At 48.3% G+C, this 25064-nt stretch carries 20 protein-coding genes, 1 pseudogene and 1 riboswitch; of the genes and pseudogenes, 9 read left to right on the top strand and 12 right to left on the bottom strand.

Features of this window, described 5'->3' with window-relative positions; translation table 11 throughout:
* Nucleotides 1–102: pseudogene (locus B7992_RS17420) on the bottom strand (FAD-binding protein); the annotation flags it as partial.
* A gap of 586 nt (nucleotides 103–688) precedes the next feature.
* Between B7992_RS17420 and B7992_RS11130 the strand changes: the two are divergent.
* The 3 genes from B7992_RS11130 to B7992_RS11140 are packed head-to-tail and all read left to right on the top strand — an operon-like array spanning nucleotide 689 to nucleotide 3524.
* Nucleotides 689–1591, top strand: coding sequence for a BRCT domain-containing protein (locus B7992_RS11130; RefSeq protein ID WP_073238626.1), 903 nt, complete (start codon nucleotides 689–691; stop codon nucleotides 1589–1591).
* A gap of 17 nt (nucleotides 1592–1608) precedes the next feature.
* On the top strand, nucleotides 1609–2745 hold the full coding sequence (locus B7992_RS11135) for a type I restriction enzyme HsdR N-terminal domain-containing protein (protein WP_073157690.1): 1137 nt from the start codon (nucleotides 1609–1611) through the stop codon (nucleotides 2743–2745).
* The gene (locus tag B7992_RS11140) at nucleotides 2742–3524 is read left to right on the top strand and encodes an ion transporter (RefSeq protein WP_073157687.1); all 783 of its coding nucleotides are present in this window, start codon (nucleotides 2742–2744) and stop codon (nucleotides 3522–3524) included. Before B7992_RS11135 ends, B7992_RS11140 begins: the two co-directional genes overlap by 4 nt.
* A gap of 134 nt (nucleotides 3525–3658) precedes the next feature.
* Here B7992_RS11140 and B7992_RS11145 read toward each other — a convergent pair whose 3' ends face one another.
* From B7992_RS11145 to B7992_RS11180, 8 genes are all read right to left on the bottom strand, one after another.
* Nucleotides 3659–4075 (bottom strand): putative toxin-antitoxin system toxin component, PIN family, encoded by a 417-nt coding sequence (locus B7992_RS11145; RefSeq protein WP_073157685.1) that lies wholly within the window; start codon nucleotides 4073–4075, stop codon nucleotides 3659–3661.
* Nucleotides 4072–4293, bottom strand: coding sequence for a hypothetical protein (locus tag B7992_RS11150; protein WP_073238670.1), 222 nt, complete (start codon nucleotides 4291–4293; stop codon nucleotides 4072–4074). Before B7992_RS11150 ends, B7992_RS11145 begins: the two co-directional genes overlap by 4 nt.
* A 231-nt stretch (nucleotides 4294–4524) precedes the next feature.
* Nucleotides 4525–6234 carry an acyl-CoA dehydrogenase family protein gene (locus tag B7992_RS11155; protein ID WP_088666293.1) on the bottom strand — a complete coding sequence of 570 codons (1710 nt, stop codon included), beginning with the start codon at nucleotides 6232–6234 and terminating at the stop codon, nucleotides 4525–4527.
* 5 nt (nucleotides 6235–6239) lie between these two features.
* Nucleotides 6240–7268 (bottom strand): electron transfer flavoprotein subunit alpha/FixB family protein, encoded by a 1029-nt coding sequence (locus tag B7992_RS11160; RefSeq protein WP_073157676.1) that lies wholly within the window; start codon nucleotides 7266–7268, stop codon nucleotides 6240–6242.
* Between the two features lie 3 nt (nucleotides 7269–7271).
* Nucleotides 7272–8153: an electron transfer flavoprotein subunit beta/FixA family protein gene (locus B7992_RS11165; protein WP_088666294.1), complete on the bottom strand. Its 882-nt coding sequence runs from the start codon at nucleotides 8151–8153 to the stop codon at nucleotides 7272–7274.
* A gap of 279 nt (nucleotides 8154–8432) precedes the next feature.
* On the bottom strand, nucleotides 8433–9893 hold the full coding sequence (locus B7992_RS11170) for a hypothetical protein (RefSeq protein ID WP_088666295.1): 1461 nt from the start codon (nucleotides 9891–9893) through the stop codon (nucleotides 8433–8435).
* A 57-nt stretch (nucleotides 9894–9950) separates the two neighbouring features.
* Nucleotides 9951–11921: a TonB-dependent receptor gene (locus tag B7992_RS11175; protein ID WP_176421928.1), complete on the bottom strand. Its 1971-nt coding sequence runs from the start codon at nucleotides 11919–11921 to the stop codon at nucleotides 9951–9953.
* Between the two features lie 112 nt (nucleotides 11922–12033).
* Nucleotides 12034–12231, bottom strand: a riboswitch (cobalamin riboswitch).
* 57 nt (nucleotides 12232–12288) lie between these two features.
* Complete coding sequence (locus tag B7992_RS11180; RefSeq protein ID WP_073157666.1) at nucleotides 12289–13434, bottom strand: sigma-54-dependent Fis family transcriptional regulator; 1146 nt, start codon at nucleotides 13432–13434, stop codon at nucleotides 12289–12291.
* Nucleotides 13435–13749: 315 nt separating this feature from the next.
* On the opposite strand from B7992_RS11180, the gene B7992_RS11185 reads away from it, so the two are divergent.
* Complete coding sequence (locus B7992_RS11185) at nucleotides 13750–15876, top strand: glutamine synthetase III (RefSeq protein WP_088666297.1); 2127 nt, start codon at nucleotides 13750–13752, stop codon at nucleotides 15874–15876.
* Nucleotides 15877–15948: 72 nt separating this feature from the next.
* Here B7992_RS11185 and B7992_RS11190 read toward each other — a convergent pair whose 3' ends face one another.
* Together B7992_RS11190 and B7992_RS11200 are read right to left on the bottom strand one after the other, a co-directional pair.
* Nucleotides 15949–16281: a helix-turn-helix transcriptional regulator gene (locus tag B7992_RS11190; protein WP_083541920.1), complete on the bottom strand. Its 333-nt coding sequence runs from the start codon at nucleotides 16279–16281 to the stop codon at nucleotides 15949–15951.
* A 733-nt stretch (nucleotides 16282–17014) separates the two neighbouring features.
* A complete protein-coding gene (locus tag B7992_RS11200; protein ID WP_088666298.1) occupies nucleotides 17015–18253 on the bottom strand; it encodes an aminotransferase class V-fold PLP-dependent enzyme in 1239 nt (412 codons plus the stop codon).
* A gap of 132 nt (nucleotides 18254–18385) precedes the next feature.
* Between B7992_RS11200 and B7992_RS11205 the strand changes: the two genes are divergently transcribed.
* Together B7992_RS11205 and epmA are read left to right on the top strand one after the other, a co-directional pair.
* Complete coding sequence (locus B7992_RS11205; protein WP_249269439.1) at nucleotides 18386–19777, top strand: FISUMP domain-containing protein; 1392 nt, start codon at nucleotides 18386–18388, stop codon at nucleotides 19775–19777.
* A 1-nt stretch (nucleotide 19778) separates the two neighbouring features.
* On the top strand, nucleotides 19779–20759 hold the full coding sequence (gene epmA, locus B7992_RS11210; protein WP_249269440.1) for an EF-P lysine aminoacylase EpmA: 981 nt from the start codon (nucleotides 19779–19781) through the stop codon (nucleotides 20757–20759).
* Here epmA and B7992_RS11215 read toward each other — a convergent pair.
* Nucleotides 20756–21262, bottom strand: coding sequence for a TlpA disulfide reductase family protein (locus B7992_RS11215; protein WP_073157653.1), 507 nt, complete (start codon nucleotides 21260–21262; stop codon nucleotides 20756–20758). The genes epmA and B7992_RS11215 overlap by 4 nt on opposite strands.
* A gap of 87 nt (nucleotides 21263–21349) precedes the next feature.
* On the opposite strand from B7992_RS11215, the gene B7992_RS11220 reads away from it, so the two are divergent.
* From B7992_RS11220 to B7992_RS11230, 3 genes are all read left to right on the top strand, one after another.
* Nucleotides 21350–22417, top strand: a complete 1068-nt coding sequence (locus tag B7992_RS11220) for a type IV pilus twitching motility protein PilT (protein ID WP_073157650.1) — start codon at nucleotides 21350–21352, stop codon at nucleotides 22415–22417.
* Nucleotides 22418–22423: 6 nt separating this feature from the next.
* Nucleotides 22424–23626 carry a type II secretion system F family protein gene (locus B7992_RS11225; RefSeq protein WP_073157647.1) on the top strand — a complete coding sequence of 401 codons (1203 nt, stop codon included), beginning with the start codon at nucleotides 22424–22426 and terminating at the stop codon, nucleotides 23624–23626.
* A gap of 175 nt (nucleotides 23627–23801) precedes the next feature.
* Nucleotides 23802–24923, top strand: a complete 1122-nt coding sequence (locus B7992_RS11230; RefSeq protein WP_249506287.1) for a family 16 glycosylhydrolase — start codon at nucleotides 23802–23804, stop codon at nucleotides 24921–24923.
* Nucleotides 24924–25064: the final 141 nt, after the last annotated feature.

Consider the following 25064-nt stretch of genomic DNA (forward strand, 5'->3'; position numbering starts at 1 on the left):
CGGGTCATTGTTCACGGAAATGATAATGCCGGAATCCTGCATACCAGCGATGTGCTGGATCTGGCCGGAAATACCGCAGGCGATATACACCTTCGGGCGGACAGCTTTATTTATAGGAGGGGGGAAGAGTCCCGCACCACCTAAAGGTGGCCATGTACACTAAGGCCTAAAGGCCAAGTGTCCAAAGGTCGCTCCAGCCCCGGCCCCACCCTTATAATCATTCCCTTCGGGAATAAAGTTTCGAAACCCACCCGGCCGGGTCTTCCGCTACCCCCTCTGCGGGGCTCAGTCGCCGCCCCGCAATGCCCTGCTTCTTTCACTTGTTCGTCTATATGCAAATAAAAACGAGTTACTGTCACTTTAATGACAATTAAATGAATTATATTGTGAATGTATAAGCATAAGAGGTTTTTATAAGGATTTGATGCATTTTTGACATATAGAGCTTTGCTCTTGTTCATCACCTGAAATCGGCAAAATTTCACATCACGATAGAATGAGTAGCAGACGCTCACGTCCAGAAATGGGCGTGGGTCGTTTGTGTTTATTTCGTGGTAGGCTTTGCCGAGCCTCAGGTGAGATTGCACTTACGCACCCACGCTTTTTTTGTTTGGTAAAATGTGCAAGTTGAAGTTCTTTAGTCTTTTTGCAAAAGAATCTTACCCTAAAACCATATGGGAAATGATTTATGGAAGGCATTGAAAAGAATACAGAACTTGACGTTGATGGTCAGCCGTTGAATGGCAATTTTAATAGAGTGCGCAACAGAAATAAAGCTGCAGCAACTCTTTACGGCGTATTGAATGGAATTACGGCGGACCAGCAATTAAATGACACAGAAATATTATTCCTTCAGGTCTGGCTTGAACAGCAAAGCGAAATGAAAGGAGATATCCTTGATATTTATGATGCCGTAAAGGCTGCTTTGGAAGATGGTGTGATTACAAGTGAGGAACGTGAAGATTTAAAATGTCTTCTAGATGATTGTCTCGAATTTTCGGAAAACGTCTTTGAAAGTGATGTTGAGGTAAATCAGTTTGTGGGTTTTTTGAAAGGAATTTCAGCTGATGGTATAATAAACAAAGCTGAATTTGAAAGACTTAAACAGTATGTGTTTAATGCACCTTTGAAACTTCAAAAAACGTTCCCATTCAATATTGTGTATGATAGAATCAATATGATTCTAAGGGATCAGGTTGTGGATGATGCGGAACTTAAGGAATTGAATACCCTTGTCTCTGACATTGTTGGAACCCACTTTACAGAAGACGGTGATGCTATTGGTGGTGCAACGTCTCTATTTAATGATCCCATATCGGGAAGCTTAAATGGTAAAAATATTTGTTTTACGGGAAAGTTTATTTCCGGAAGTCGTAAGCAAGTTGAGTCAAAGGCCGCTAGCCTTGGAGCTATCCCACAAGGTAGTGTTACCAATTCTACGGATTATGTAGTGATTGGAACAATGGTCAGTCGAGATTGGATCCATGAATCATCGGGACGTAAAATTGAAAAGGCCGTAGGTCTTAAAAAGAAAGGTGCCCCGATCTTTATTACAAGTGAACAGACTTGGAATGAATTTATAACAGAATAATATCAGAAGGAGTAAAAATGAAAAATCTTAACGCTCTTGTTGAGAAGTATAAGTCTCTCACCCTAACGAACGAACTTAATAATGAGGAGGCTGTAAAAAATTACATCATCCGAAACATGGTGGAACGAGTGTGGGGGTATGAATATGGTGCTGGTGTTGATTGCTATAAGGTTGAAGTAGAATTGCCTCAAATTGGAGCTAAGGTAAATCATAGTCGTTGTGATTATCTTATTCAAACAGCGAATTACAAGTGCATTATTGAGGCGAAACGTCTTTCGGAAGATGTTGAAAATCAAAAGCATATTGATGAACTGGCTTCCTATGTGCAGAACATGCTTGTCGAAGTTGGAATTTTGACAAACGGACGTAAATGGTCCTTCTTTATCGCAGATGCTGCTAGTCATGTCATGGAGAAATCTCCGTTTAAAACGATAGATTTTGAAAAGATTTCGGATGAGGATAAAAAGTATCTTCTGGATCTTTTTAAGAAGCCTGGCGCTGATTTAGCGAAGATTCGCTCTGCCTACGAAGAGGGTAAGAAAAAAGCTGAAGAACAAAATCTTATGGCGAAAATTGAAGCGGCAATTATGGAAGAACGTAAATATCTTTCCGAAGATGAGAAGAAACATATCATCCGTAAAGTTGAGCCTGGCGTTAATGTCGTCAATCAAAATAAACTTGATAGCTACGAGAATTATTTTCAGGCCGCCATGATGAATATTGTGGAAAAGGAAAAGGCCAAGTATAAAGCAGAAGCGGAAGCAGAGGCAGCTCGTTATAAGAATGATATTGAATCCGAAGAACTTATGGTATATTCTATTGTTCTTGGTCTTCTTGCTGATAAATATGATACATCAATTATCAATTTGAGCGATTTCAATAGTGGTCTTCTTGCAAAAGTTCATTTTAACGGGCCTAAATCTGGTCAGCCGATTCTTTGGATCATTGGAAAAATTATCGACAACAAGTATCGTTTTGAAGGTATTGCATTTCCTAAGGCTGACGGGGCGCAAGGTGATACAATTGCTCTAGTTGATCCCAAGGAAATTTTTGTTCACAAAGATCGAGTTCGTGCGGAAGCGGAAATAAGCTTTGCTGGACCTCGAGTCAAAGAATTAAAATCTGAAAATCTTGCAACAGAATCTTCCGTATGAATCATATAGTTGAAAGCAAATGGTTCCAGTTAATCGTAATGTTCTTCATTACGGTTAACGCCATTGTCCTAGGTTTAGAAACGATTCCTACGGTAATGGATTCTTGTGGAAAAATTCTTGATATCATAGATTCCTTTTGCTTGGGAGTCTTTGCCTTAGAAATCATTATAAGAATCATAGCTGGACGAAGTCGTTTTTTCGTATCTGTGTGGAACTGGTTTGATGTTTTAGTTGTCGCAATATCGTTTATTCCTGTTACGGGGTGTGTCTCAAGTCTTCGTGTTGTTCGTTTGCTGAAACAATTTCGGGCAATGAGATTGGTTAGCTCGGTAAAAACAATGCAGGTTATCGTAAACGCAATATTCAAGAGCATTCCGAGTCTAGGATATGCAGGATTGTTAATGCTGGTAACCTTGTACATATACTCTGTAATAGGAGTGAATCTTTATGCGGATGTTATCTATGATGATATCCAACCGTTTGCTGATATAGGAACTGCAATGTTGACCTTGATAATTACCACAACTTTTGAAGGTTGGGGAGATCTCTTACGTGGGTTGATGGTTGTCCATCCTTATGCATGGATTTACTTGATTAGTTTCATTGTGATATCGGCGCTTATTATGCTCAATATTGTTGTTGGCATTGTTGTGAATTTTGTCAGCGAATCATATGAAGCGAAAAATGAAAACAATACTATGGATGTACAAAAGGAACTTGCAGTTGTTCAGGAACACCTGGATAATGTGAAACGTTCCCTAAACATAGGCAAAAACTAAATGCGTAAAAATTGAACGAAAAAAGACCCCGACTCCTATGAGTCGAGGTCTTTTACTTCCGTTATGCAGCCAGTATCTCGCCTGCTTTATAGCATTCCGCCAGGTATTCGCGAGATTGGTAGAAAAGGTCGGAATTATAATTCAGGATTTTGAAGCATTGCGGAGAACTCTTGCAGGCTCTTCAAAATTAACTTCGGAAAATCTATTTCTCGGAGGATGTTGAAATGAGTGTCGTTGGAAACAATGAATGTGGCGTTTCCGGCGATTGCGCAATCAACGAACTTGTTGTCGTCTGGATCGTCTTTGATTAGATTGAATCTGAAAAAAGTGTCAATAAGTTCGACAGATGGAGCGTTCAGTAGAGTTTGAATTACGTTGGAAGCTATTGTGGAATTTGTTTTTTGCGCGATGATTTCTTCGTATTCTTCAAGTACTTCGTTTGACACGCAAAGAGTGTATTTTCCTTCTTGTAGTCCCCGCCAAACATTGAAATAGGCACCCCTTTTGGAAAGGGATGCTAAAAGACAGTTTGTATCAAGAACGATTCTCATACATTCTTGTAGGGGGTTCGAAGATGTTCGTTCAAAATGGATTCGTTTTTCTTGTCGTCCCACTCGCCGGATTCCCACAGTGCGTCCATATCATTTTCTACACGCTTGGCGAAAACATCCGTCAAGGCAACGCGAATCTCTTCCAGGGACTTGGAATCCTTGGCGAAGGAAAACATCTTCAAAAGATGCAGCTGTGTCGGGTTTAGGGTGGTATCCATAAGAATCTCCATGAATATTCAAAAAGAATATACATTATTTAATGACGATAAAAAAGACCCCGACTCCTGTGAGTCGAGGTCTTTTAAGTTTTAAGGGAGATCCCGGCTCAAGGCCGGGATGACATCCATTAACTGCGCGGAGCCTGTCGGCGATAAGCAACTTCGTTGCTTTGATAACCGGCTCGGAAATGACTAAATAAATTTAGTCGCTTCACTCGCCTTAGTTATCAATTAAGCCTTGTAATCAGCGATCTGTTCTGCAGTCAGGTTCATGATGAAGTTGGAGTGCTTCATCACTTCTGCTTCAGCAAGGTTCAGGTAAACCTTGGCGCTCTTGCCGAACAGTTCTGCGTTTGCAGAAGCGTCGCGGATGAGGAGCTGTGCCATGACGCAGTTACCGGCCATTTCGTACAGGCGGCGGCTGCAGAGGTCCAGGAACTCGTTGTTTTCAGCGGCCTTGACGTAGTCGATGGCTGCCTTGAACTTGTCGTCCATAGCCTTTGCGCGGGCCTTGAGGCTTTCGAATTCCGGTGCAACAGCGGCTGCTTCCAGTTCGTCGAGCATGGAAGTGTAGGTGCCGGTGGTGATGTGCGGAAGGGCGGCAACAACCTGGAGCTGGGTAGTACCTTCGTAGATGGAGGTAATACGAGCGTCGCGGTAGAGGCGCTGGCAAGCGTATTCCAGCATGTAGCCGGAACCGCCGTGAACCTGGATGCTGTCGTAGCTGTTGATGTTGGAGTATTCGGCGTTCATGCCCTTGGTGAGCGGAGTGCCGGCAGATGCCAACTTGTTGTACAGCTTCAGTTCAGCCTTTTCTTCATCGGTGAGCTTGCGGGTGCGTTCGATATCTTCAAGAGACTTGTAGATGTCGACGTAGCGAGCTGTCTGGTAAAGGAGGGCGCGACCAGCGTCCAGGCGAGCCTTCATGTTGGAAAGCATTTCGTAGACGCCGGGGAAGTTGATAATAGCCTGGTTGAACTGCTTACGGTCCTTGGCGTAGGCGAGAGCTTCGTCGTAGGAAGCCTGGCTGATACCCACTGCCTGTGCTGCGATACCGAGACGTGCGCCATTCATGAGGGCCATCACGTACTTGATGAGACCGAACTTGCGACGGCCGCAGAGTTCTGCCTTGGCGTTCTTGTAAACCAGTTCGCAGGTCGGAGAACCGTGGATACCCATCTTGTTTTCGATACGACGAACATCGACACCACCGTCGCGCTTGTCGTAGATGAACATGGAAAGGCCGCGGCCATCCTTGGTGCCTTCTTCGGAACGGGCGAGAACCAGGTGAATGTCGGAGTCGCCGTTGGTGATGAAGCGCTTCACGCCGTTCAGGTACCAGCACTTGTCTGCTTCGCTGTAGGTTGCCTTCAGCATCACGCGCTGCAGGTCGGAACCGGCATCGGGTTCGGTCAAGTCCATGGACATGGTTTCGCCGGCGCAGATGCGGGGCACGAAACGGGAACGCTGATCTTCATCGCCGAATTCGTACAAAGTTTCGATACAGTCCTGGAGGGACCAGATGTTTTCGAAACCTGCGTCGCCGGCAGCGATCATTTCGTTAATGGCGGTGTAAGCAGTGACGGGGAAGTTCAGGCCACCGAAACGACGGGGCATGGTAACGCCGCAAAGGCCAGCCTTCACGGTTGCTTCCAGGTTTTCGTAAGTCTTGCTTGCGTAACGGACGCGACCGTTTTCGCAATGAGGACCTTCTGCATCAACTGCTTCTGCGTTGGGTGCGATCACGTTGGAAACGATGTCGCCAGCCAGTTCGCAAACCTTGTTGTAGTTGTCGATTGCGTCGGCGTAGTCGGCCGGAGCGTAATCGGACTTTTCTTCATTAGCAAAGCCATTTTCCCTGAGTTCCACAATGCGGTTCATCAAGGGGCTGCTTTCGAGATTGAACTTAATCTCTGGATGATCTGTATAGAAATTTGCCATAGCGCTTACTTGTTGTTTGCCTTGTAGTACTTGATTAACTTGGGAACCACTTCTTCAACGTTGCCGTTGATGACGTAGTCTGCAATTGCATTGATCGGAGCATCCGGGTCATTGTTCACGGAAATGATAATGCCGGAATCCTGCATACCAGCGATGTGCTGGATCTGGCCGGAAATACCGCAAGCAATGTAAACCTTGGGGCGAACGGTGAGACCGGTCTGACCGATCTGACGGTCATGGTCGGCAACGAAACCTGCGTCGATAGCAGCGCGGCTTGCACCAACTTCGCCGTGGAGTTCCTTGGCCAGTTCGAACAGCATGTCGAAGTTTTCCTTGGAGCCCATGCCGTAACCACCGGCGACCACGATGGGAGCGCTCTTCAGGTTGTTCTTGGCGGCTTCAACGTGGCGTTCCAGAACCTTCACCACGTATTCAGCTTCGGGAACGTACTTGGCAACGTCGTGCTTTACGACTTCGCCCTTGTAGTTCGGATCCTTGATTTCCTTCTTCATCACGCCTTCGCGGACGGTAGCCATCTGCGGGCGGTGTTCCGGGTTCACGATGGTAGCAACGATGTTACCGCCGAAAGCCGGGCGAATCTGGCAAAGCTGATTTTCGTAGAACTTCTTGACACCGCCGATGCTCATTTCGAAGCTGTCGATTTCGAGTTCGGTACAGTCTGCGGTCAGACCACTGTGAGTGGCGGCAGAAATGCGGGGGCCAAGGTCACGACCAATCACGGTTGCACCCATGAGGCAGATCTGGGGCTGTTCTTCCTTGAACAGGTTGATCACGAGAGATGCATGGGGATTGGTGGTGTAGGGGAACAGGCCTTCAGCGTCGAAGACGTGAACCTTATCGACACCGTAGGGGAAAACCTGCTTTTCGATGCCGTCGATACCAGAGGCGGCACAAATGCATTCCAACTGGACACCCAGGGTGTCGGCCAGCTTACGGCCCTTGGAGAGCAGTTCGAGGGAAACGTCCTTAACGGTAGTCCCTTCAATTTCGCAATATACAAATACGTTATTCATAGGTTAACCGATAATCTTTCCTTCTAAGAGTTCCTTGATCAGGCCTTCCACATCTTCATCGCTAGCGGTGAGGGTGCGGCTTTCCTTGGCCTTGAACACAATGTTCTTCACAGCCTTCACGTTGGTCGGAGAACCGGCCTTACCGATCTGGGCAGGATCTGCCTCGATGTCGGCTGCACCCCACTGGGCGATGTCCAGGTAGGGCTTTTCTGCGATAAGGGCTGCATACTTTTCTGCGGCTTCGGGAGCACGTTCGGCAACTGCGGTTGCGTTCTTGTACTTCATGACGCGCTTTGCGTTGCGGGGGCGGCAAGGAGCAGCGGAACCGTTAACGGTCACGACCAGCGGGAGCGGTGCTTCCACAGTTTCGACACCACCGTCGATAAGACGGCGGATAACAACCTTGCGAGCGCTTTCGTCGAGAGAAAGAATTTCTTCGGCGTAAGTCACCTGGGTGAGACCCAGCTTCTGGGCGATCTGGGGACCGACCTGTGCGGTATCGCCATCGATAGCCTGACGGCCGCAGAGGATAATGTCGTAGTTGCCAACCTTCTTGATGGCCTGAGCCAGGGTGTAGCTGGTAGCCAGGGTGTCTGCACCGCCGAGGGTACGGTCGGTAACGACGAAGCCTTCGTCAGCGCCGCGATAGAGAGATTCGCGAACGACTTCTGCAGACTTGGGAAGACCCATGGTCACAACGGAAATGGTGGAGCCGGGGAACTGGTCCTTCAGACGGAGGGCCTGTTCCAATGCATTCAGGTCTTCAGGATTGAAGACTGCAGGCAAGGCAGCACGATTGATGGTACCCTGTTCCGTCATGGCGTCGGGACCCACGTTTCGTGTGTCAGGAACTTGCTTAGCAAGTACAACGATTTTTAGACTCATAATGATATTTCTTTAGCGGGTTCAAACCGCCAAGTGGTTAGTTTAATGTTATTTGGGCCAAATGTACCTTTTTGGTGGAAATCGTCAAAGTCGAAATTCTTAAATGGATCCGAAAAATCGGTCAAACATCATTGTTTTTGCTACAAAAAGATGATATTTAACTTACAAAGTATATTTTTGAGAATAATGCAGGGCGGTTCGTTCTGAGTAAAAAGAAACCCTTCGATTTTTTCGAAGGGCCTCCTTGTCTCCTAACCAGTTTTACCTGGGTCTATGCAATTAGTCTGCAACCTTGACGGCGCAGAATTCCTTGGTGTCGATCAGCTTCACGGAAGAACCGTTGGAGGTGCTGATCAGTTCCAAAACGGGAGAGCCGTAGTAGGCGACCCATGCGGTGGAGGCACTTGCGGCGACCATGTCGTAGGGATTCTTGCCGGAGGCGATGGACTGCCATGTAGCGGAACCGTCTGCGGTGTTGATCTTTGCGATGGTAGCTGCATCGCCACGTTCCATCAGGAAGAGCTCGCCGTTTACTGCGGCCAGCCTGGAATCCTGGTAGAAGTCGGTACCTTCGGATTCGGAGTCTGCGTAATCAACATAAAGTGCTCCGGTGTTGTAGTCAGAAACGAATACATAGGGAACGCCGTTGATTGCCTTGATGCTGTAGGGCTGACGATATTCTTCAAGTTCGGGATCGAGATCGGAAATGTATTCCAGAGTGGTTCCGTCGTAGGCATAGACGTTGTTGTGCATTTCGAAGGTGTCCCAGTCCAGGAAACGTTCGCCGATGTAGAGGATACCCTTGGTGGCGTCAAATTCCAGACTGCCTTCAGGATCCTTCAGCTCGCTTTCGCCGATGGTCTTGATGACAGAACCTGCAGAAAGGTTGATTTCCACAATTTTCGGGGTGACTCCGTAGGCATTATAAATCAAGGTATAGCCCTTGCTGTTCTTGGCATCTACAACGAAATCGTTGACGCCACCGCCCAACTTTGTTCCTGCAATGAAGAGGCTGGAGGTCTTCTTGGAAAGGTCAACCTTTTCGATGCCGCGGTTGTTGTCGGCGGGGAGGCTGTAGCCTGCACCATAAGCACCTGCGGTTGCCACATAGACATTGCCACCTGCAACCTTCACAGCGGAAGGATTTTTGGTGGCAAGCTGGATGGTGTCCAGGAGAGTGCCGTCGCTCAACTTATACATGGCAAGCAGACCATTGTGAGTAATGCTGTAGTCGGCGTTCTGGCGCTGGAACACAGCGAACAGAGTGTCGCCGGAAACTTCAAGGTCGGCCAGGTTCGGGGTGGTGTTTGCGTATTCAACAGGCTTTACTTCTTCGCTGGAGGAAGATTCGGAAGCTTCGGAAGAACTGGATTCCTGAGTTTCGCTTGAAGAAGAATCGCCCTTGCTGTTGGAGGATTCACTCTTGCTATCGGAAGATTTGTCGTCCTTTGTTTCAGAAGAACTGGACTTGCCTTCATCATTATCTTTCTTGACGGAGGAACTGGACTTATTTTCGTCCTTGCTATCCTTTACGCTGCTGGAAGACTTGGCGTCGCCCTTCTTGCTGCTAGAAGAGGTGGGCTCGTCGTCGGCACTGGAAAGGTCTTCGTCTAGGCAGTCCTCGTTGTCAAGGCAGGAAATTTCCGGACCGTTGCTGGATGCGCTGTTGTCGTCGCCGCAGGCGCCGAAGAATAGGGCGAAGCTTGCTGCTGTAAGGAGGGTGAGTATCTTGCGATTCATGTCGTTTCCTTTTTTGGGGGTTGACATTCCCGGTTTGAACGGGAAATGTTTTGGAGGTTAGAATTTTTGTAAAAGAGTGAAATGCCATTCCCTACCCGGAGTGGGGTTCGGGGCAAAAATGTTTGTGTAGGTTTCGTCTGAAATATTTGTAATGCCTAAAATCAAACGGGTGGTTTCCCAGGGGGCGAAGCCCAGTGCTGCGTTATACCTGGCGACGGGGGGCTGCCTTATTTTGTTTAACCTGTCCGTGTAAATCCGAGTTCTATAGTTTACGTCAAAAGCCAAGTCGAAGTGCAGTGGCAAATAGAACTTTCCTTCAACATAGTAGCTGTGTACGGGTTCGCTTGGCAAAATCTTGCTGTTGTACATTCTTACCTTGCTTTCGTCCCTTGGATCCTGGATTGTGCCGCGGATTGTGGTCTCGAAGAAGTTGGCGGGCCTGCTGTTTAATTCCAGCTCGATGCCTTGAATACTGGCGTCATCTACATTGAAAGCCTTCATTGTGTTTGTGCTGACGGTCCAGAAAATTCCATTTTCCAATTGAGTGTCAAAGTAAGTGGCGCGTAGGGTGCTTTTTTTGGAAGGACTTTGTACAAATCCGCCTACTTCAAAACGAACAGCGGTTTCGTCTTTCAACTTGGGATTGGAAAGCACTCCCTGGTACACACCGTAAAGTTCCATCAGCTGAGGTTGTCTATAATAACGACCGATGCTGATGTTTCCGCCAAACCAACCGTCCTTCTTGCCGAACTTTGCCTGGACCATTCCTGCGAAACTAAGGTCTCGATCTTCCGCATCGCTGATAATTGCCGTGCCTGTAGGCATAAGGAACTTTCCGCCATCAATTTCGTCATTGGTCTTGAGAATGTTTCCCTCTGCAAAGAGGCTTAGCCATTTCGTAAGGGCGAATTCTCCGTTGGCGGCGATGGAGCCTGTATAACGTGCAATTCCAAAATCCTTGATAGTTCCGCGAGCTTCCCATTTTTCAGCGGATGCGCCGATCCGTACGGAACTCTCGAAACGGTCGAGAATCAGCGTGCCGGTGAGTTCAGGAATCAGTCGGTATCCTGCTAAACCGTAGTGGATAAAATCGGGGTAACTGTAGCCGATGTAATCCAGGGGGTAATAGGATGCAGAAACATTTTTTTCAAATTTCCCAGAAACGCCAGTTTCTAGCAAGAGACTCTGCCACAAAATGGGTGCCTCTAAACGGTAGGAAACCTGCGCGTTGTCGCCTACGAACTCGGCCACCTTGGTCTGGGAACTTTCGTGTCCCGGGTTGCCTGCCTCGGTATGGGTGACGCTGGCCGAAATCGTAGAAAAGAAGTCACCCTTGTGAAGTATGCGGTATTGCAGGTTTCCGGAGTATTCCGTGAACTCGGCGTTCTCCCGTTTGTCGGTAAAATCGTCATCCGCGTTGTAGGCGGTTCCGTTTCGATTCAGAAATTCGTAATCGTTGTCGCTGTGCCGTGCGGAAAGTGTCGCGGAAAATTGAATGCTGTCCTTGGGACTTGCGGAAACTTGTGCAGAACCTTCGAAAGAATTGTGGGAACCGATGGTTGCGAGAATGCGCCCTGTGGTGCCTTTGCTTCCGTTTTTGCGGATGGCTGATTTTGTAACGAAATTGATTGCTCCGCCGAGACCTGCTCCGCCGAACTTTGCGGGAACGCGGTCCTTGTAGACTTCGATTTTTTCGATGTTGTTTAAGTCGATGACGCCTAAATCGGCTGCTCCGCCACCTGCGTCGTTGACGGGAACTCCATCAATGCAAATCAAAACGTTTCTTGCCGCCACGCCACGGATACTTACGGTCTGGAAGCTGCCCATACCGCCTTGCTTGTAACTTTGAATGCCGGGGAGTGCAGAAAGGACTTCCGCTGCGGAAAGTCCGCGGCCTTCCCAGGAGTCGGGCTTGATTTCTTCGTAACTGGGGGCTACATCGGCGGGTGTTGGGGGAGGTTCGACAATTTCGGAGACCCCTAAATCCTGTATTTCGGCTGCGTTTGTGATGCTAGTGATTACACCCAAGGCAAACGCAAAAAACGTAAACGCAAAAAGCGTTTGGCGTGTTTTCTGCATAACGCAAAAACGAACCGCATCTATTGCGGTTGTTGGGTTGGATGTCTCTCGCATCGATCCTCTACAAGTTTTCCGTTTTTGCAGTTCTTCTGACTCGGGGATCGTCCTACTTCCGGCTCCTTCGCAGAGGGATTGGCTACCTTCCACTGGTTTTGAAATTATGCCGGTTTCGTACTCCCATACAGCGGCGGGACCGTCCCGGATTTTCACCGGAGTTCTCTCTAAGGCTTTTCAGGGCACAAAAACTATGTTTACGCCGCTAATTTAGATAATTGATGTAATAGTGTAAAGTTATAAAAACGTTCTATCGCTAGGTCTAGCCTTTGTCTATTTCGATTCCAAGACGGTTTATCTTGTAGTGCATGACGCGGGGGCTGATGTCTAGATCTCTGCCGGCGGCGCTCATGTTGCCCTTGTTGCGTCGGAGGGCCTCGGTTATGATTTCTTTTTCGTAGGAATCCAAAAGCGTTTCTAGCGAGGCGGTTCCTTCGGGTAAAAGGGCTGAACCGCTAGTGACGTCTGTTTGTAGTGTTGGTGGCAAGTCGTAGGCGTTGATTGCCACGTCAGTGGTGACGAGGCAGGCGTGTTCAATACAGTTTTCCAGTTCGCGGACGTTGCCCGGCCAGTGGTAGCTCAGGAGCATGTCGATGGCGGGGGAGCTCAGACGAAGGATTTTCTTACCGTATTTCAAGTTCATCTTGGCGATGAAATGGTCCGCCAAAAGAAGAATGTCCGTTTTTCTTTGGGTTAAGTCGGGCAGGTTAATCTGAAAGATGTTTAAACGGTAATAGAGGTCTTCCCGGAACAGCCCTTGCTGCATCATGGCTTCCAAATTTTTCCCGGTACTGGCCATGATGCGGACGTCGGTGTGCTGGACGATGTTGCTGCCGAGGCGGCTGAAGCTTTGCCCTTGGATGAACTGGAGTAATTTCTTTTGGGCGGTGGGGGAGAGGTTGCCGACTTCGTCCAGGAATAGGGTGCCGCGGGCGGCAAGTTCTGCCTTTCCCAAATGACGGTTGGTGGCGCCTGTGAAGGCTCCTCGTTCGTAGCCGAAAAGTTCCGTTTCGAAGTTGTTGGCGATGGAATCGTTCAGGGAATCGCAATTCAGGGTGACGAAGGGGCCGTCCTTTCGGTCGGAGGTCTGATGGATGGCTCGCGCCACGTATTCCTTGCCGGTGCCCGCGTTTCCGCGGATGAGGACGACGGCGATGGTGGGGGCGATTTGCTTGACCTGCTTGGAAACTTCGCGCATTTCGCTGGTGTTTCCAATGAGTTCACCGGATCTACCTTCTATGACGTCACGGATTTTATTGCATTCCTCGTTGTGGAGGTTTTCTGCGACGCTAAAATTCTTTTGAAGGATGTTTTGGACTTCTGCAAGTTGCAAATCGCGCTTACGGACGGTCTTGAGAACGTCCGCTATTTCGACAAAAGCTGATGTCTTTAGCGCGTTAAAATCCACTCGCTGTCCTTTTGGCTTTTCGGTCCCGTTCGGGGTGGCCCGTTATGAAAATTGCTGCACCGAGGGACTTTTTAGGAGTACTCTGCCCTCGGTGCAGCATGTTCTAGGAGAGAAAAAATCTCAAATGACGCCGTAAATATACATAATTTTTGTTTGATGTTTTACTAAAACGTAAAAAATCTAACCTTTTTTACAAAAATGTAATGAAAAGAAGGCTTTTTTATAAAAAAAACAGATGAAATGCGTCTATGATGTTCCTAATTTTGCCTTCACAACGGTTTTCGCAACGCGGAACCGAACACAAGGAAAAACATTATGAGCACCTATAGAAAGAATACCATCGACGAAATCGCCAAGGCAAAGACCGCTCCGGTGAAGCCTGCCGAAACCGTCAATGTGGATTACTACGGTGAAGACGTTTTCAACGCCAACGCCATGAAGGTTTACCTGCCCAAGGATATCTGCAAGAAGTTGCTTGCAACCATCGAACAGGGTGCTCCCCTTGATCCGAACATCGCCGGCGAAGTTGCCCATGCCATGAAGAAGTGGGCCATGGATCGCGGTGCCACTCATTTTACTCACTGGTTCCAGCCTCTCACTGGCTCCACTGCCGAAAAGCATGACTCCTTCCTGGAACCGGATGGCCTCGGTGGCTGCGATGCTATCATGGTCTTTAGCGGCAAGAACCTGATCGTGGGCGAACCGGACGCTTCCTCTTTCCCCAGCGGCGGTATCCGTTCTACTTTTGAAGCCCGCGGTTATACTGCTTGGGACCCCACTAGCCCCGCTTTCATCAAGCGTCACGGTAACGGAGCCACCCTCTGCATTCCTACTGCATTCTGCTCTTACACGGGCGAAGCTCTGGACAAGAAGACTCCGCTGCTCCGCTCTCTGCAGGCTCTTTCCAAGTCTACCGAACGCCTCATGAGCTGCTTCAAGGCTGGCAAGAAGAAGACCACCGTTACTCTGGGTGCTGAACAGGAATACTTCCTCATCGACAAGCGTTTCTACCTGCAGCGCCCGGACCTGTACCAGGCTGGCCGCACCCTCTTCGGTGCCGTTCCTGCAAAGCATCAGCAGATGGATGACCACTACTTCGGTTCTATTCCCGCTCGTATTCTGAACTTCATGAATGAAGTGGAAATGGAACTGTGGAAGCTCGGTATTCCTGCAAAGACTCGCCACAACGAAGTGGCTCCCGCACAGTTTGAACTTGCTCCCATGTTCGAAGAAGTGAACCTGGCTTGCGACCATAACATGCAGGTTATGGAAGTGCTCCGCAATGTGGCTGACAAGAACGGCTTGGTTTGCCTCCTTCACGAAAAGCCTTTCGCTGGCGTGAACGGTTCAGGCAAGCACAACAACTGGAGTGTTTCTTACGGTAACGCGAACCTGCTGAATCCGGGTACCAACCCTCACGAAAATGCAGTGTTCCTGACCACTCTTTGCGCAGTGATCTACGCTGTGGATTCTCACGCTGACTTGCTCCGCATGACTACTGCAGGCGCTGGTAATGATCACCGCCTCGGTGCTAACGAAGCTCCTCCGGCCATTGTCTCCATGTACTTGGGCGATCAGCTCATGGACGTGATTGAACAGTTGGAACAGGGTGCTCCCAAGTCCAGTAAGCAGGCCGGTGCCATGAAACTTGGTTCCGACAGCTTGCCGCCGTTGCCCCGCGACGCTACGGACCGTAACCGTACCAGTACATTCGCCTTCACCGGCAACAAGTTTGAATTCCGCGCTCCGGGTTCCAGCCAGTCCTGCTCCGAACCTAACGTGGTTCTGAACACTATCGTTGCAGAAGCCTTCGACATGATTGCCGAACAGCTGGAAAAGTTGGATGACAAGAATTTCCACACCGGTCTCCAGAAGATTCTGCAGAAGATCGTGAAGGAACACAAGCGTGTCATCTTCAACGGTAACGGCTATACCGACGAATGGATTGCCGAAGCAGAACGCCGCGGCCTTCCCAACATCCGCACTTCTCTGGAAGCGCTGAAGGCTCTGAAGAATGAAGCCAACATTGCCCTCTTCGAAAAGTACGGCGTCATGAACCGCGTGGAAATGGAATCCCGCTACGAAGTGAACGTGGAAGATTACCACAAGCGCGTTCGCATCGAAGGTGAAATCTGCCGCGACATGGCCAAGAATATTATCTTGCCCAAGGTGGTGGAGGCTTACTCCTGTGCCCTCAAGACTAACGAAATGGCTCTAAATCAGGGCTTCCCTGGTGTGGACGTTTACGCAAAGTCTTTGGGCGAAGGCTACCGCGACTTGACCGCTGCAATCTCCAAGATTGAATCCGCTCTCGAAGCTGAACATGAACATATTCTCGCTGCCATGGCAGAAACCCGTAAGGTAGTGGATGCTCTCGAAAAGGTTGTGTCCGACGAAATGTGGCCCCTGCCTAAGTATCGTGAGATGATGTTCATCTATTAAGATGAACGTCTTGCAAAATCCCCGACACTTACAACGAGTGCCGGGGAATTTTTATAGGTGCGATTTCTGTTTTTACCAGAACAGGTTCTTGTAGCTTGTTCCTAGTGCATCAGCCAGCTTATGAGCCATTTTGCGACCGATGGGTGCGCGGCCTCGCTCCATGGCAGAAATTGCCTGCACTGCAATGCCCACTTTTTCGGCAAGCTGACGCTGGGTCATCTTGAAGTTGGTACGAAGAAGCTTGAGACTCTCGCCAGGGGTTGTCATGGATTGAAATTTTTCTTCAAGTCCAGAATCTTCCCAACGGATTAATTCTTCGTCATCTTCTGCAGAATCGTTTTCTGTAAAGCATGATTCGGGCTCAAAAACTTGAACGTCGTTAAACTTGCTACGCAGATATTTCATCACGTATTCAGGCACGTTCCCTTGAATAGAGAAACATGCTGGCTCAGTTTTTGGCATACGGGGCGCTCTCACGACTGCCAACATATGTTACCTCCACTTGTATTCCTTGTTCTGTTTCAACCCAGCATGCAACCCATTTGAGTGATAGGTGACAATGGTGGGTGTTGGTTCCTTTCAAGATTCCGTAATTTGACCAGTTGGAGCGTGCGGGACCCTGAACTTTGATTTCTTCGACGAGTTGTCTAAATTTTTGAAAGATTTCTTTAGGCAACGTTGTCGCTTTCTTTACAATTTTCTTTTTAATTACAACTTCATACATAAGTATAAATATTTTTTATTTATGTGTCAATAGTTTTTATTTACATTCAAGGCGCATGTAGTTCGCTTAACTTAGAAAGCCATAATCATTCCATGTCAAAGAAAACCGCATTGTCTGAATGCGTGGAAGGAGCCGTCTTTACGGCTCAAGTAGAAAAATGTTTCCTTTTAGGATGATTTGCTAAGTTTGATGGCAGAGGTATTCTCTGGCGTTACCTGCGCTACCCAAGGTAGCGAACTCGAACCGGTCGTGTTCCGGTCAGCTATCCAGCGTCTTTTGCAAAAGGTTTGTGTGCCCATTCGGGGATGCTTACGCCCCAGTCAACAGGATTGTCTAATACGTTACGAATATAATAAAGAAGCACCTTTTGAACAAGGTGCTAAAAAATGTTACCGGTCGTTGTGATTACTTGCTTTAGGCGAACAACCTCACCACTCGCTTGATGCCTGCGATGAACCTGTCTACGTCTCGTTCTAGAGTGTAAACGCCAAAGGAAAGTCGGAGGGTGGCATCCACGCCGAACCGGTCCATGACCGGTTGAGCGCAGTGGTGGCCGCTGCGCACAGCGACGTTCTCTTCATCGAGAATCATGGCGGCGTCGCTGACGGCGATTCCGTCTAGAGTTACGCTGATTAAAGCTCCGCGATTCTTGGGGTTGCCGAGCACCTTGATCTGCGGGATGGTTGCCAATTGCTCAAGAGCGTATGCAACAATCTTTTCTTCATGTTCGCGGATATTGTCCAGCCCAATTTCCTGAATCCATTCTACAGCCTTGCCCAAACCAAGGACTTCGGCGATGGCGGGAGTGCCTGCTTCAAAACGTTCAGGGACATCTGCGTAAGTGGTCTTTTCGAAGGTGACGTTCTTGATCATTTCTCCACCGCCGTGCCAAGGTGGCATAGAATCTAACACGTCGTACTTACCGTAAAGAACGCCGATTCCTGTGGGTCCGTACATCTTGTGTCCGCTAAAAGCGATGAAGTCGCAGTCCAATTCCTGCACGTCAATCTTTAGGTGGGAAGAACTCTGTGCACAGTCAATCAAAATCTTTGCCTGGGGAGCGTTGCTGCGGACGGTCTTAATAATTTCCTTGATGGGATTTACCGTGCCCACGGCATTGCTTACATGGGTTACGGCCACCATCTTTACTTTTTCGGTTAGCAGTTCCGGTAGCTTACCCAAATCCAAATCTCCATCGTCCTTTACCGGGATGACCTTGATTTTTGCACCCTTCATTTCGGCAACGATTTGCCAGCTGACGATGTTTGCGTGATGTTCCAATCCGCTAATGAGAACTTCATCGCTTTCGTTAAAGAACTTGCGTCCGTAACTCCAGGCCACCAGATTGATGCTTTCGGTGGTGCCGCGGGTAAAGACGATTTCGTTTTCGCTCTTGGCGTTTATAAACTTGGCGATGTTCTTGCGGGTGGCTTCGTAGGCCTCGGTAGTGCGTGCGCTCAAACGGTAGACGCCGCGCTTTACGGAGCTGTAGTGTTCTCGGTAGAAGTCGTTCATGACATCGATAACGCATGCGGGCTTCTGGGTGGTGGCGGTGCTATCCAGGAATGCCAGGGGTTTAGCTTCCTTGTCACCTGCCACGAGCATGGGAAATTCGCTACGGATTTTTTCTGCATCAAACTTTACATCAATCATATGTCCAAAAATAGAAATTGAAAAATGTTTAGAATTGTTTTGATGTCTTATAGAGCCGTGTTTTGTATATTTGGGGCTGAAAAAAATTAAAGGGTTATTGGTATGGTTTATAGACGTAAAAACATTTTTGTTATGACCGGGCTTGCATTGTCTTTTGCAGCGACTGCTTTTGCCCAACAGGAACTTCGTGACGCTGTGGATGCAGGCGATGTGGCTACTGTGCAGAAGATGGTGAAAAAAGGTCAAGTTGAGGAAATTTACTGCGGTGAACTTTCCCCCAACGATGCCGTAAAAGTTTATGAAAAGATTTTTAAGGCCATGCCTGGTGAATCTTTTGAAAGTTGCCCCAACCAGTTTGTGTATGGCTATGGTGTCAAGGCCTGCTCCAATGGCAAGGACATGGAAACATGTCTCAAGGTGACCAACAAATTGATTGCCGATGCTACGGCAGGAAATGCAAATGCCATTGAAACTCTTGGTTCCGTGGCAAAGTCCGCCTTGAAAACTAAGGCTTACGCGAAGCCTGTGAAGGAACAGGTGGACACGACCCTCTGGGTTCCTTGCGCGAAGAAAGGTAAGGCTCGCGAGGCTTGCATCGAGGAATGCTGGGCTCAGGCAGATACCCTGCGTGGCGTGGAGCATAAACCGGTTTGCGATGCTGTTCCCGAACATTATGTGGATACGGTGATCACCATTTCTAAACCGTCTCCCCTTTACGAGGCTCTCCGTAATGGAATCGTGGATGGCTTCTGGAAAGTCCCCATGTCCGCTGCGGAACCTTTTGCAAAATTGATGCAGGCTAATGCCAAGGGTCTTTCGATTCCCGATTCTTCTGTAATCAGCGTTTCCTACGTGAACCAGTGGGCTGACAGGCACAAGGCCGACAGTTCCGCTCTTCCCGGTGGCGAGCTTTTCCGCTTCTGCTATATGTGGCAACCTCAGGTGGATTCCATCCTAGCTTCCAAGGAACTTGAAGCCCGTTGCCCTGTTTTTGAAACATTTGTGGATCCGCGTGATAACCAGAGCTACAAGGTGAAGGACATTAATGGTACCAAGTGGTTTGTACAGAACTTGGCTTACGTCATGGAAGACAAGTCTAAATGTTATGACGGAGAAGAAGAGAACTGCAAGGTCTTCGGACGTCTCTATTCCTATGATGGAGCTCAGGCGGCTTGCCCCGAAGGTTCTCACCTTTCTACTGATGACGAATGGAAAATGCTGGAAGTTTATGCCGGCGGTGCCAATGTAGCTGCCGAAAAACTTCGTAGCAATGGCTCTGACGATTACGCCTTTACCGTTCTCTTTGGCGGTTATGTCAACAAGAATAACATCTCTGTCATTCAGGGTGAGGGCGCATACTTCTGGACTGATGCTGACGTTGGTGATGGCCGCGGTGTGGCTCGATCTATGTTCAGCACCGATAAGGAAGTTTCCTCTATGCCAGTGGACAAGGCTTTCTCCATGTCTGTCCGTTGCGTCATGAATCCTGTTGCCGGCGGTGATGCCGCTTCTACGGAAGAATAATATGATGGATGGTAAGGCTCCCGTTTCGTTTGCTCCCACCTGTTCTCGAGAGAATTGGCTGAAACGTCAATCCCTGATGAACAAGGTCCGCGAATTCTTTACTGCTCGAGGTTCTCTTGAAGTAGAAACGCCCACTCTTTCTAACGCTGGTGGAACGGATCCCCAGCTGGATTATTTTCAGGTGGGTGCCGCTGGTGAGCCTTTGCGTTTCATGATGACTAGCCCCGAATTCCACATGAAGCGATTGCTGGCTGCCGGGTTCGGCGACATTTTCCAGATTGCAAAATCTTTCCGTAAAGATGAATTCGGAAGCCATCATAACAATGAGTTCAGTATGGTGGAATGGTACCGCGTTGGCTGGCCTCAAGAAAAACTGATGGACGAAGTGGAAGCTTTGGTAAGTGAAATTCTCGGAAAGCCCATAAACGCTCGTCGCACCCGCTGGATCGATGCCTTTAAAAATTATGCCGGCGTTGACCCTTTCTGCAAAAATCTCGGGGACTTTGCCGAGGCTTGCCGCACTCGCGAAATTCCTGTTCCCGAAATGCAGTCCATGTCCCGCGAAGACTGGTGGGATTATCTGATGGTCTTTATAATTGAACCGGCTCTTGCAAGTAACGGACCTGAATTTATTCTGGATTATCCGCCCTCTCAGGCAGCTCTCGCTCAAACCTATGTGGATTCTGAAGGACTCACCTGGGCAAAGCGTTTTGAATTGTTTGTAGATCAGGTGGAACTTTGTAATGGATATACCGAGCTGACAGACGCTGTGGAGCAACGCAGACGATTTGATGCTGACCTGGAAATCCGCAAGACCATGGGTAAGCCTCTGCCTCCGATCGACGAACATTTCTTGGCCGGTCTAGAATCAGGCATGCCTGCCTGTTCTGGCGTCGCGTTGGGCTTGGACCGTTTGTTTATGCTTGCCATGGGTAAGGAAGAAATCGCCGATGTGATTTTGTTCCCCAGCCCTGTTGCCTAGCGCAGAATTTTATCTAGTTGATATCGCATTTCTTTTTTGTCGAAAATGCCCACGTTCACTTTGACGATACTATCTTGTTGGTTGACGAGGTAGCTGACTGGAAGGACGCCTGGATTTCCCAAGGCGTTCATGATGTCGTAATTCCAGTGAATCATTGTCCAGGGGAGTTCCGCCTTCTTTTTGTATCGGGCTGCTATAGTGGGGGAGTCGTCTTCGCTGATAAGCAGAATTTTAAGCCCCCTGTTGGTGTAGTCTAGGGAAATTTCCTTGAGGCTGGGAACTTCTGCCTGGCAGGCGGGGCACCATGATGCCGTAAGGACTATAAGGGTTGCCTCTCCTTTTTGCGTCCGATAGCTTGTGATGCTGTCCTTTTGCCCGATGAGGATCCCCTTGAAGTCTGAAATTTTTGAAGGCATGGTCTGGAATGAATCATGACCGCAGGCTACCAATAAGGTGGCCAGCGAAAACATTATCATTTTTATTATGGAACCAGACTTTTTCATTCTACTATCCTTAAAATAGTGTTTTTTGGAAGAATTTTGATAAAAATAGGGTGAAAAAAACTTGCACATAATGTTATATTCTTGGATATGGCATACAATATTCAAGATCTTCTCGCTGAAATGGTGAAACGTGGTGGCTCTGACTTGCATTTGACAGCAGGAGCTCCTCCTCTTATTCGTCTGCATGGTAATCTTACGGCTATTGGTGAAACCAAGCTGAAACCGGATGAAACTATGCGAATGACCTATAGTTTGATGAACGAAGGTCAGAAGAAGTCTTTTGAACAGAACAAGGAATGCGACTTTTCCTTTGGTATTGCGAACTTGGCTCGTTTCCGTGCCAATGCGTATTTGCAGCGTGGTTGCGTGGCGATTGCCTTGCGTATTATTCCGCTGGAAATCAAGACCTTTAAGGATCTTGGCCTTCCGAAAATTCTGGCTGAATTTACGACGCGTCCCTCTGGCCTTGTGCTGGTGACCGGTGCTACGGGTTCTGGTAAGTCTACTACCCTGGCTGCAATGATCGATAAGATTAACAAGGAACGTCACGATCACATTTTGACTGTGGAAGATCCTATCGAATTTTTGCACAAGCATCAGAACTGTATGATTAACCAGCGCGAAGTGGGAAGTGATACCGTAAGCTTTGCTAGCGCACTTAAGATGGCTCTCCGTCAGGACCCTGACGTGGTGCTTATCGGCGAAATGCGTGACCTTGAAACTATTCGTGCTGCATTGACCATTGCTGAAACGGGCCATTTGGCTTTCGCAACCCTGCATACCAACTCCTGTGTGCAGACCATTAACCGTGTGGTGGATGCTTTCCCCAAGGGTGAACAGCAGACCGTTCGAACTCAGCTTTCCTTTGTGCTTCAGGGCGTTGTTTGTCAGACCTTGGTACCGAAGATTGGCGGTGGCCGTGTAATGGCATACGAAATCATGAACGTCACACCGGGTATCCGTTCACTGATTCGTGACGACAAGGTTCACCAGATTGAATCCATGATTGAAATTGGTCAGAAGTTCGGTATGAATACCATGAACATGTGTCTTTGCGACTTGGTTAAGAATCGTAAGGTGGACCGCTTTGAAGCTTTGTCTCGTTCCCCCAGCCCGGATCAGCTGGAACAGCTGTTTGTGAAGGAAGGAGTGTAGTAAGTTATGGCAGAATTCCTGTATAAGGCGACCAACAGCGCCGGTAATAAATTTGAAGGCTCCATTGAGGCGAAGGATAAGGCAGAAGCTGAAGCCCTCTTGATGCGTCGCCGCTTGATTATCGAGAGCTTGAAAAAGAAGCCCATGGAAATCAAGATCAATATTGGTTCTGGCATTAAGCCCGCCGATATTTCTCGTTTTACCCGTATGTTCTCGTCTATGAGTTCTGCCGGTCTTCCTATGCTTCAGTGCTTGAACATTTTGGAAGAACAGTGCGAAAATCCTGAATTGAAAACTGTGATCCATAAGGTGACTCAGTCGATTAACGGTGGCTCTTCCTTGGCTGATGCGCTGACGCAGCACCCTAAGGTTTTTACGACCTTGTATACCAACATGGTGGCCGCAGGTGAAGCTGGTGGTATTCTGGATGGCATTCTTGCCCGTTTGGCCGAAACTCTTGAAAACGGCGAACGTCTGAAGCGTAAGGTGAAGAAAGCCTTGACGTACCCGGTCATGTTGATCATCGTGGGTATCTTGGTGGTGATTGCACTTATGACTTTCGTGGTGCCCACCTTCGCCGCTCAGTTCGCCGCTCTTGATGCTGAACTTCCTGCTCCCACACAGGTGGTGATGAACATTTCTGACTTCTTGCGCGATAATGGTTTGCTCCTGGGTATTTTTGTGGTCATTCTCATTGTGGCTTATAAGTTGGCGATGAAAGTTCCTAAGGCGAAGTATGCCTGGGATGGTCTGATGCTTAAAATTCCTAAGCTAGGAGACCTTCAGATCAAGTCCACGACTGCAAGCTTTGCTAGAACTTTGGGCACCTTGCTTAATGCTGGTGTGTCTGTGATGGATTCTTTGAAGGTTGTGGCCTCTACTGTTTCGAATAAAGTTGTGGAACGTGCCATCGGTCGAATTTCCATCGGTATTGCTGGTGGTAAATCCATTGCGGAACCTATGGCCGAATGCAACCTGTTCCCGCCCATGGTGATTCAGATGACGGGCGTGGGTGAAAAGACCGGTAACCTTGGCGGCATGCTCCTGAAACTTGCAGACTTCTACGACGAAGAAGTGGATGCCGCAGTGGATGGCGTGGTGGGCATGATGGAACCCTTGATCATCGTGTTCCTGGGTGGTGCCGTGGGTGGCCTCTTGATTGCAATGTACATGCCCATGTTCTCTATGTCTGACTCTGTTAAGGGCTGACAAACGGGTTTTGTCAAAGCAAAAAACGCGGACGTGTTCCGCGTTTTTTTTGTTTTTAAAAGTTAGATATTTTGATTCTGTTGATACACTAAATTTATTATTGATATTCAAGTCTATTGGCTATTAGCGGCACAGAAGGGTATATTAAATCATGTAAGAAACAGCGAGGTACAACATGAAATCCAAAATCCTTCTCCCCTTCCTCACTGCAGGCGTAATGTTCTGCGCATTTACTGCATGTTCTGATGATAGCTCTAGTCCGACAGATTCGGGCGCTGTTATGAATCCCTCTGGAAACGTGGACGATCCCGCAAATCCTGGTGAAACTCCCGTAGTCCCCGGTGAAACTCCCGTGGATCCTGGCGAAACTCCCGTGGATCCTGGCGAAACCCCTGTGGTCCCCGGTGAAACCCCTGTGGTCCCTGGCGAAACTCCCGTGGTTCCTGGTGAAACCCCTGTGGTTCCTGGTGAAACCCCTGTGACTCCCGGCGAAACTCCGGTGGTTTCTGAACCTTATCGCCTGACGATTGAAAATACCTATGCAAACAACGCTTCCGTCGAAGTGGCCGATTTTGACAGCTATAATTATTACGGGGCTGAACTGACTGGAAAGGATCAGTTTACATATGGTCGTTTTGAGGCTCGAATGAAGATGGTCTCCATTCCTGGTTCTGTAAGTTCCATGTTCCTTTACTATGATCCGTCCTATATGTTGGGCGATGAACCCTGGAATGAAATTGATATTGAAGTTCTTGGTGTTAATCCCGGCATGTGGCAGGCTAACTTGATTACCCGTGAAGCGGATGTGGAAGGTGGCCGTAAGAATCCTAAGAAAACTTCCGAAACGAAGACTGGCTTTGGTTTCAACGCTACTGAAGATTTCCACCTATTTGCCATGGTCTGGACTCCGGAATATATTTCCTGGGAAATTGATAGTGTCGAGGTCCGTCGTGATGTTCTGGGAATGACTAAGGGACAGGTCGAATTTATGACTAAGGAACAGTCCTTGCGCTTCAACTTGTGGGCTTCCAAGAGTACATCCTGGGTTGGCAAGTTTACTGGCGCTGAATTGGCTGATGGTCCGGTCGCTCAGTGGATTGACTATGTTCGAGTCTATTCTTACGACACTGCAACAAAGACCTTCACTGAATCCTGGACTGACAACTTTGACGGTGAACTGGATGCCTCTCGCTGGTCTGCCGGTAACTGGGAAATGGAACACGTCATGTTGAAAAAGGAAAACTTGGTCGTGGAAGATGGATACTGCAAGCTTCTTATGACTCGCGAAGCCAAGTAAAAGCCCTTCTTGTTGAATCCTCTCTAGATAATGCCCTGCGTCGAGAAGACTCGGGGCATTTTTATATGCATCCCTAGAACAAGAGTCCTCGAATTCGTGCGCTAAAATTCTATCTTTTCCGCCGAAAAAACAATAAGGGAC

Source organism: Fibrobacter sp. UWH1 (assembly GCF_002210365.1).
GTDB lineage: Bacteria > Fibrobacterota > Fibrobacteria > Fibrobacterales > Fibrobacteraceae > Fibrobacter.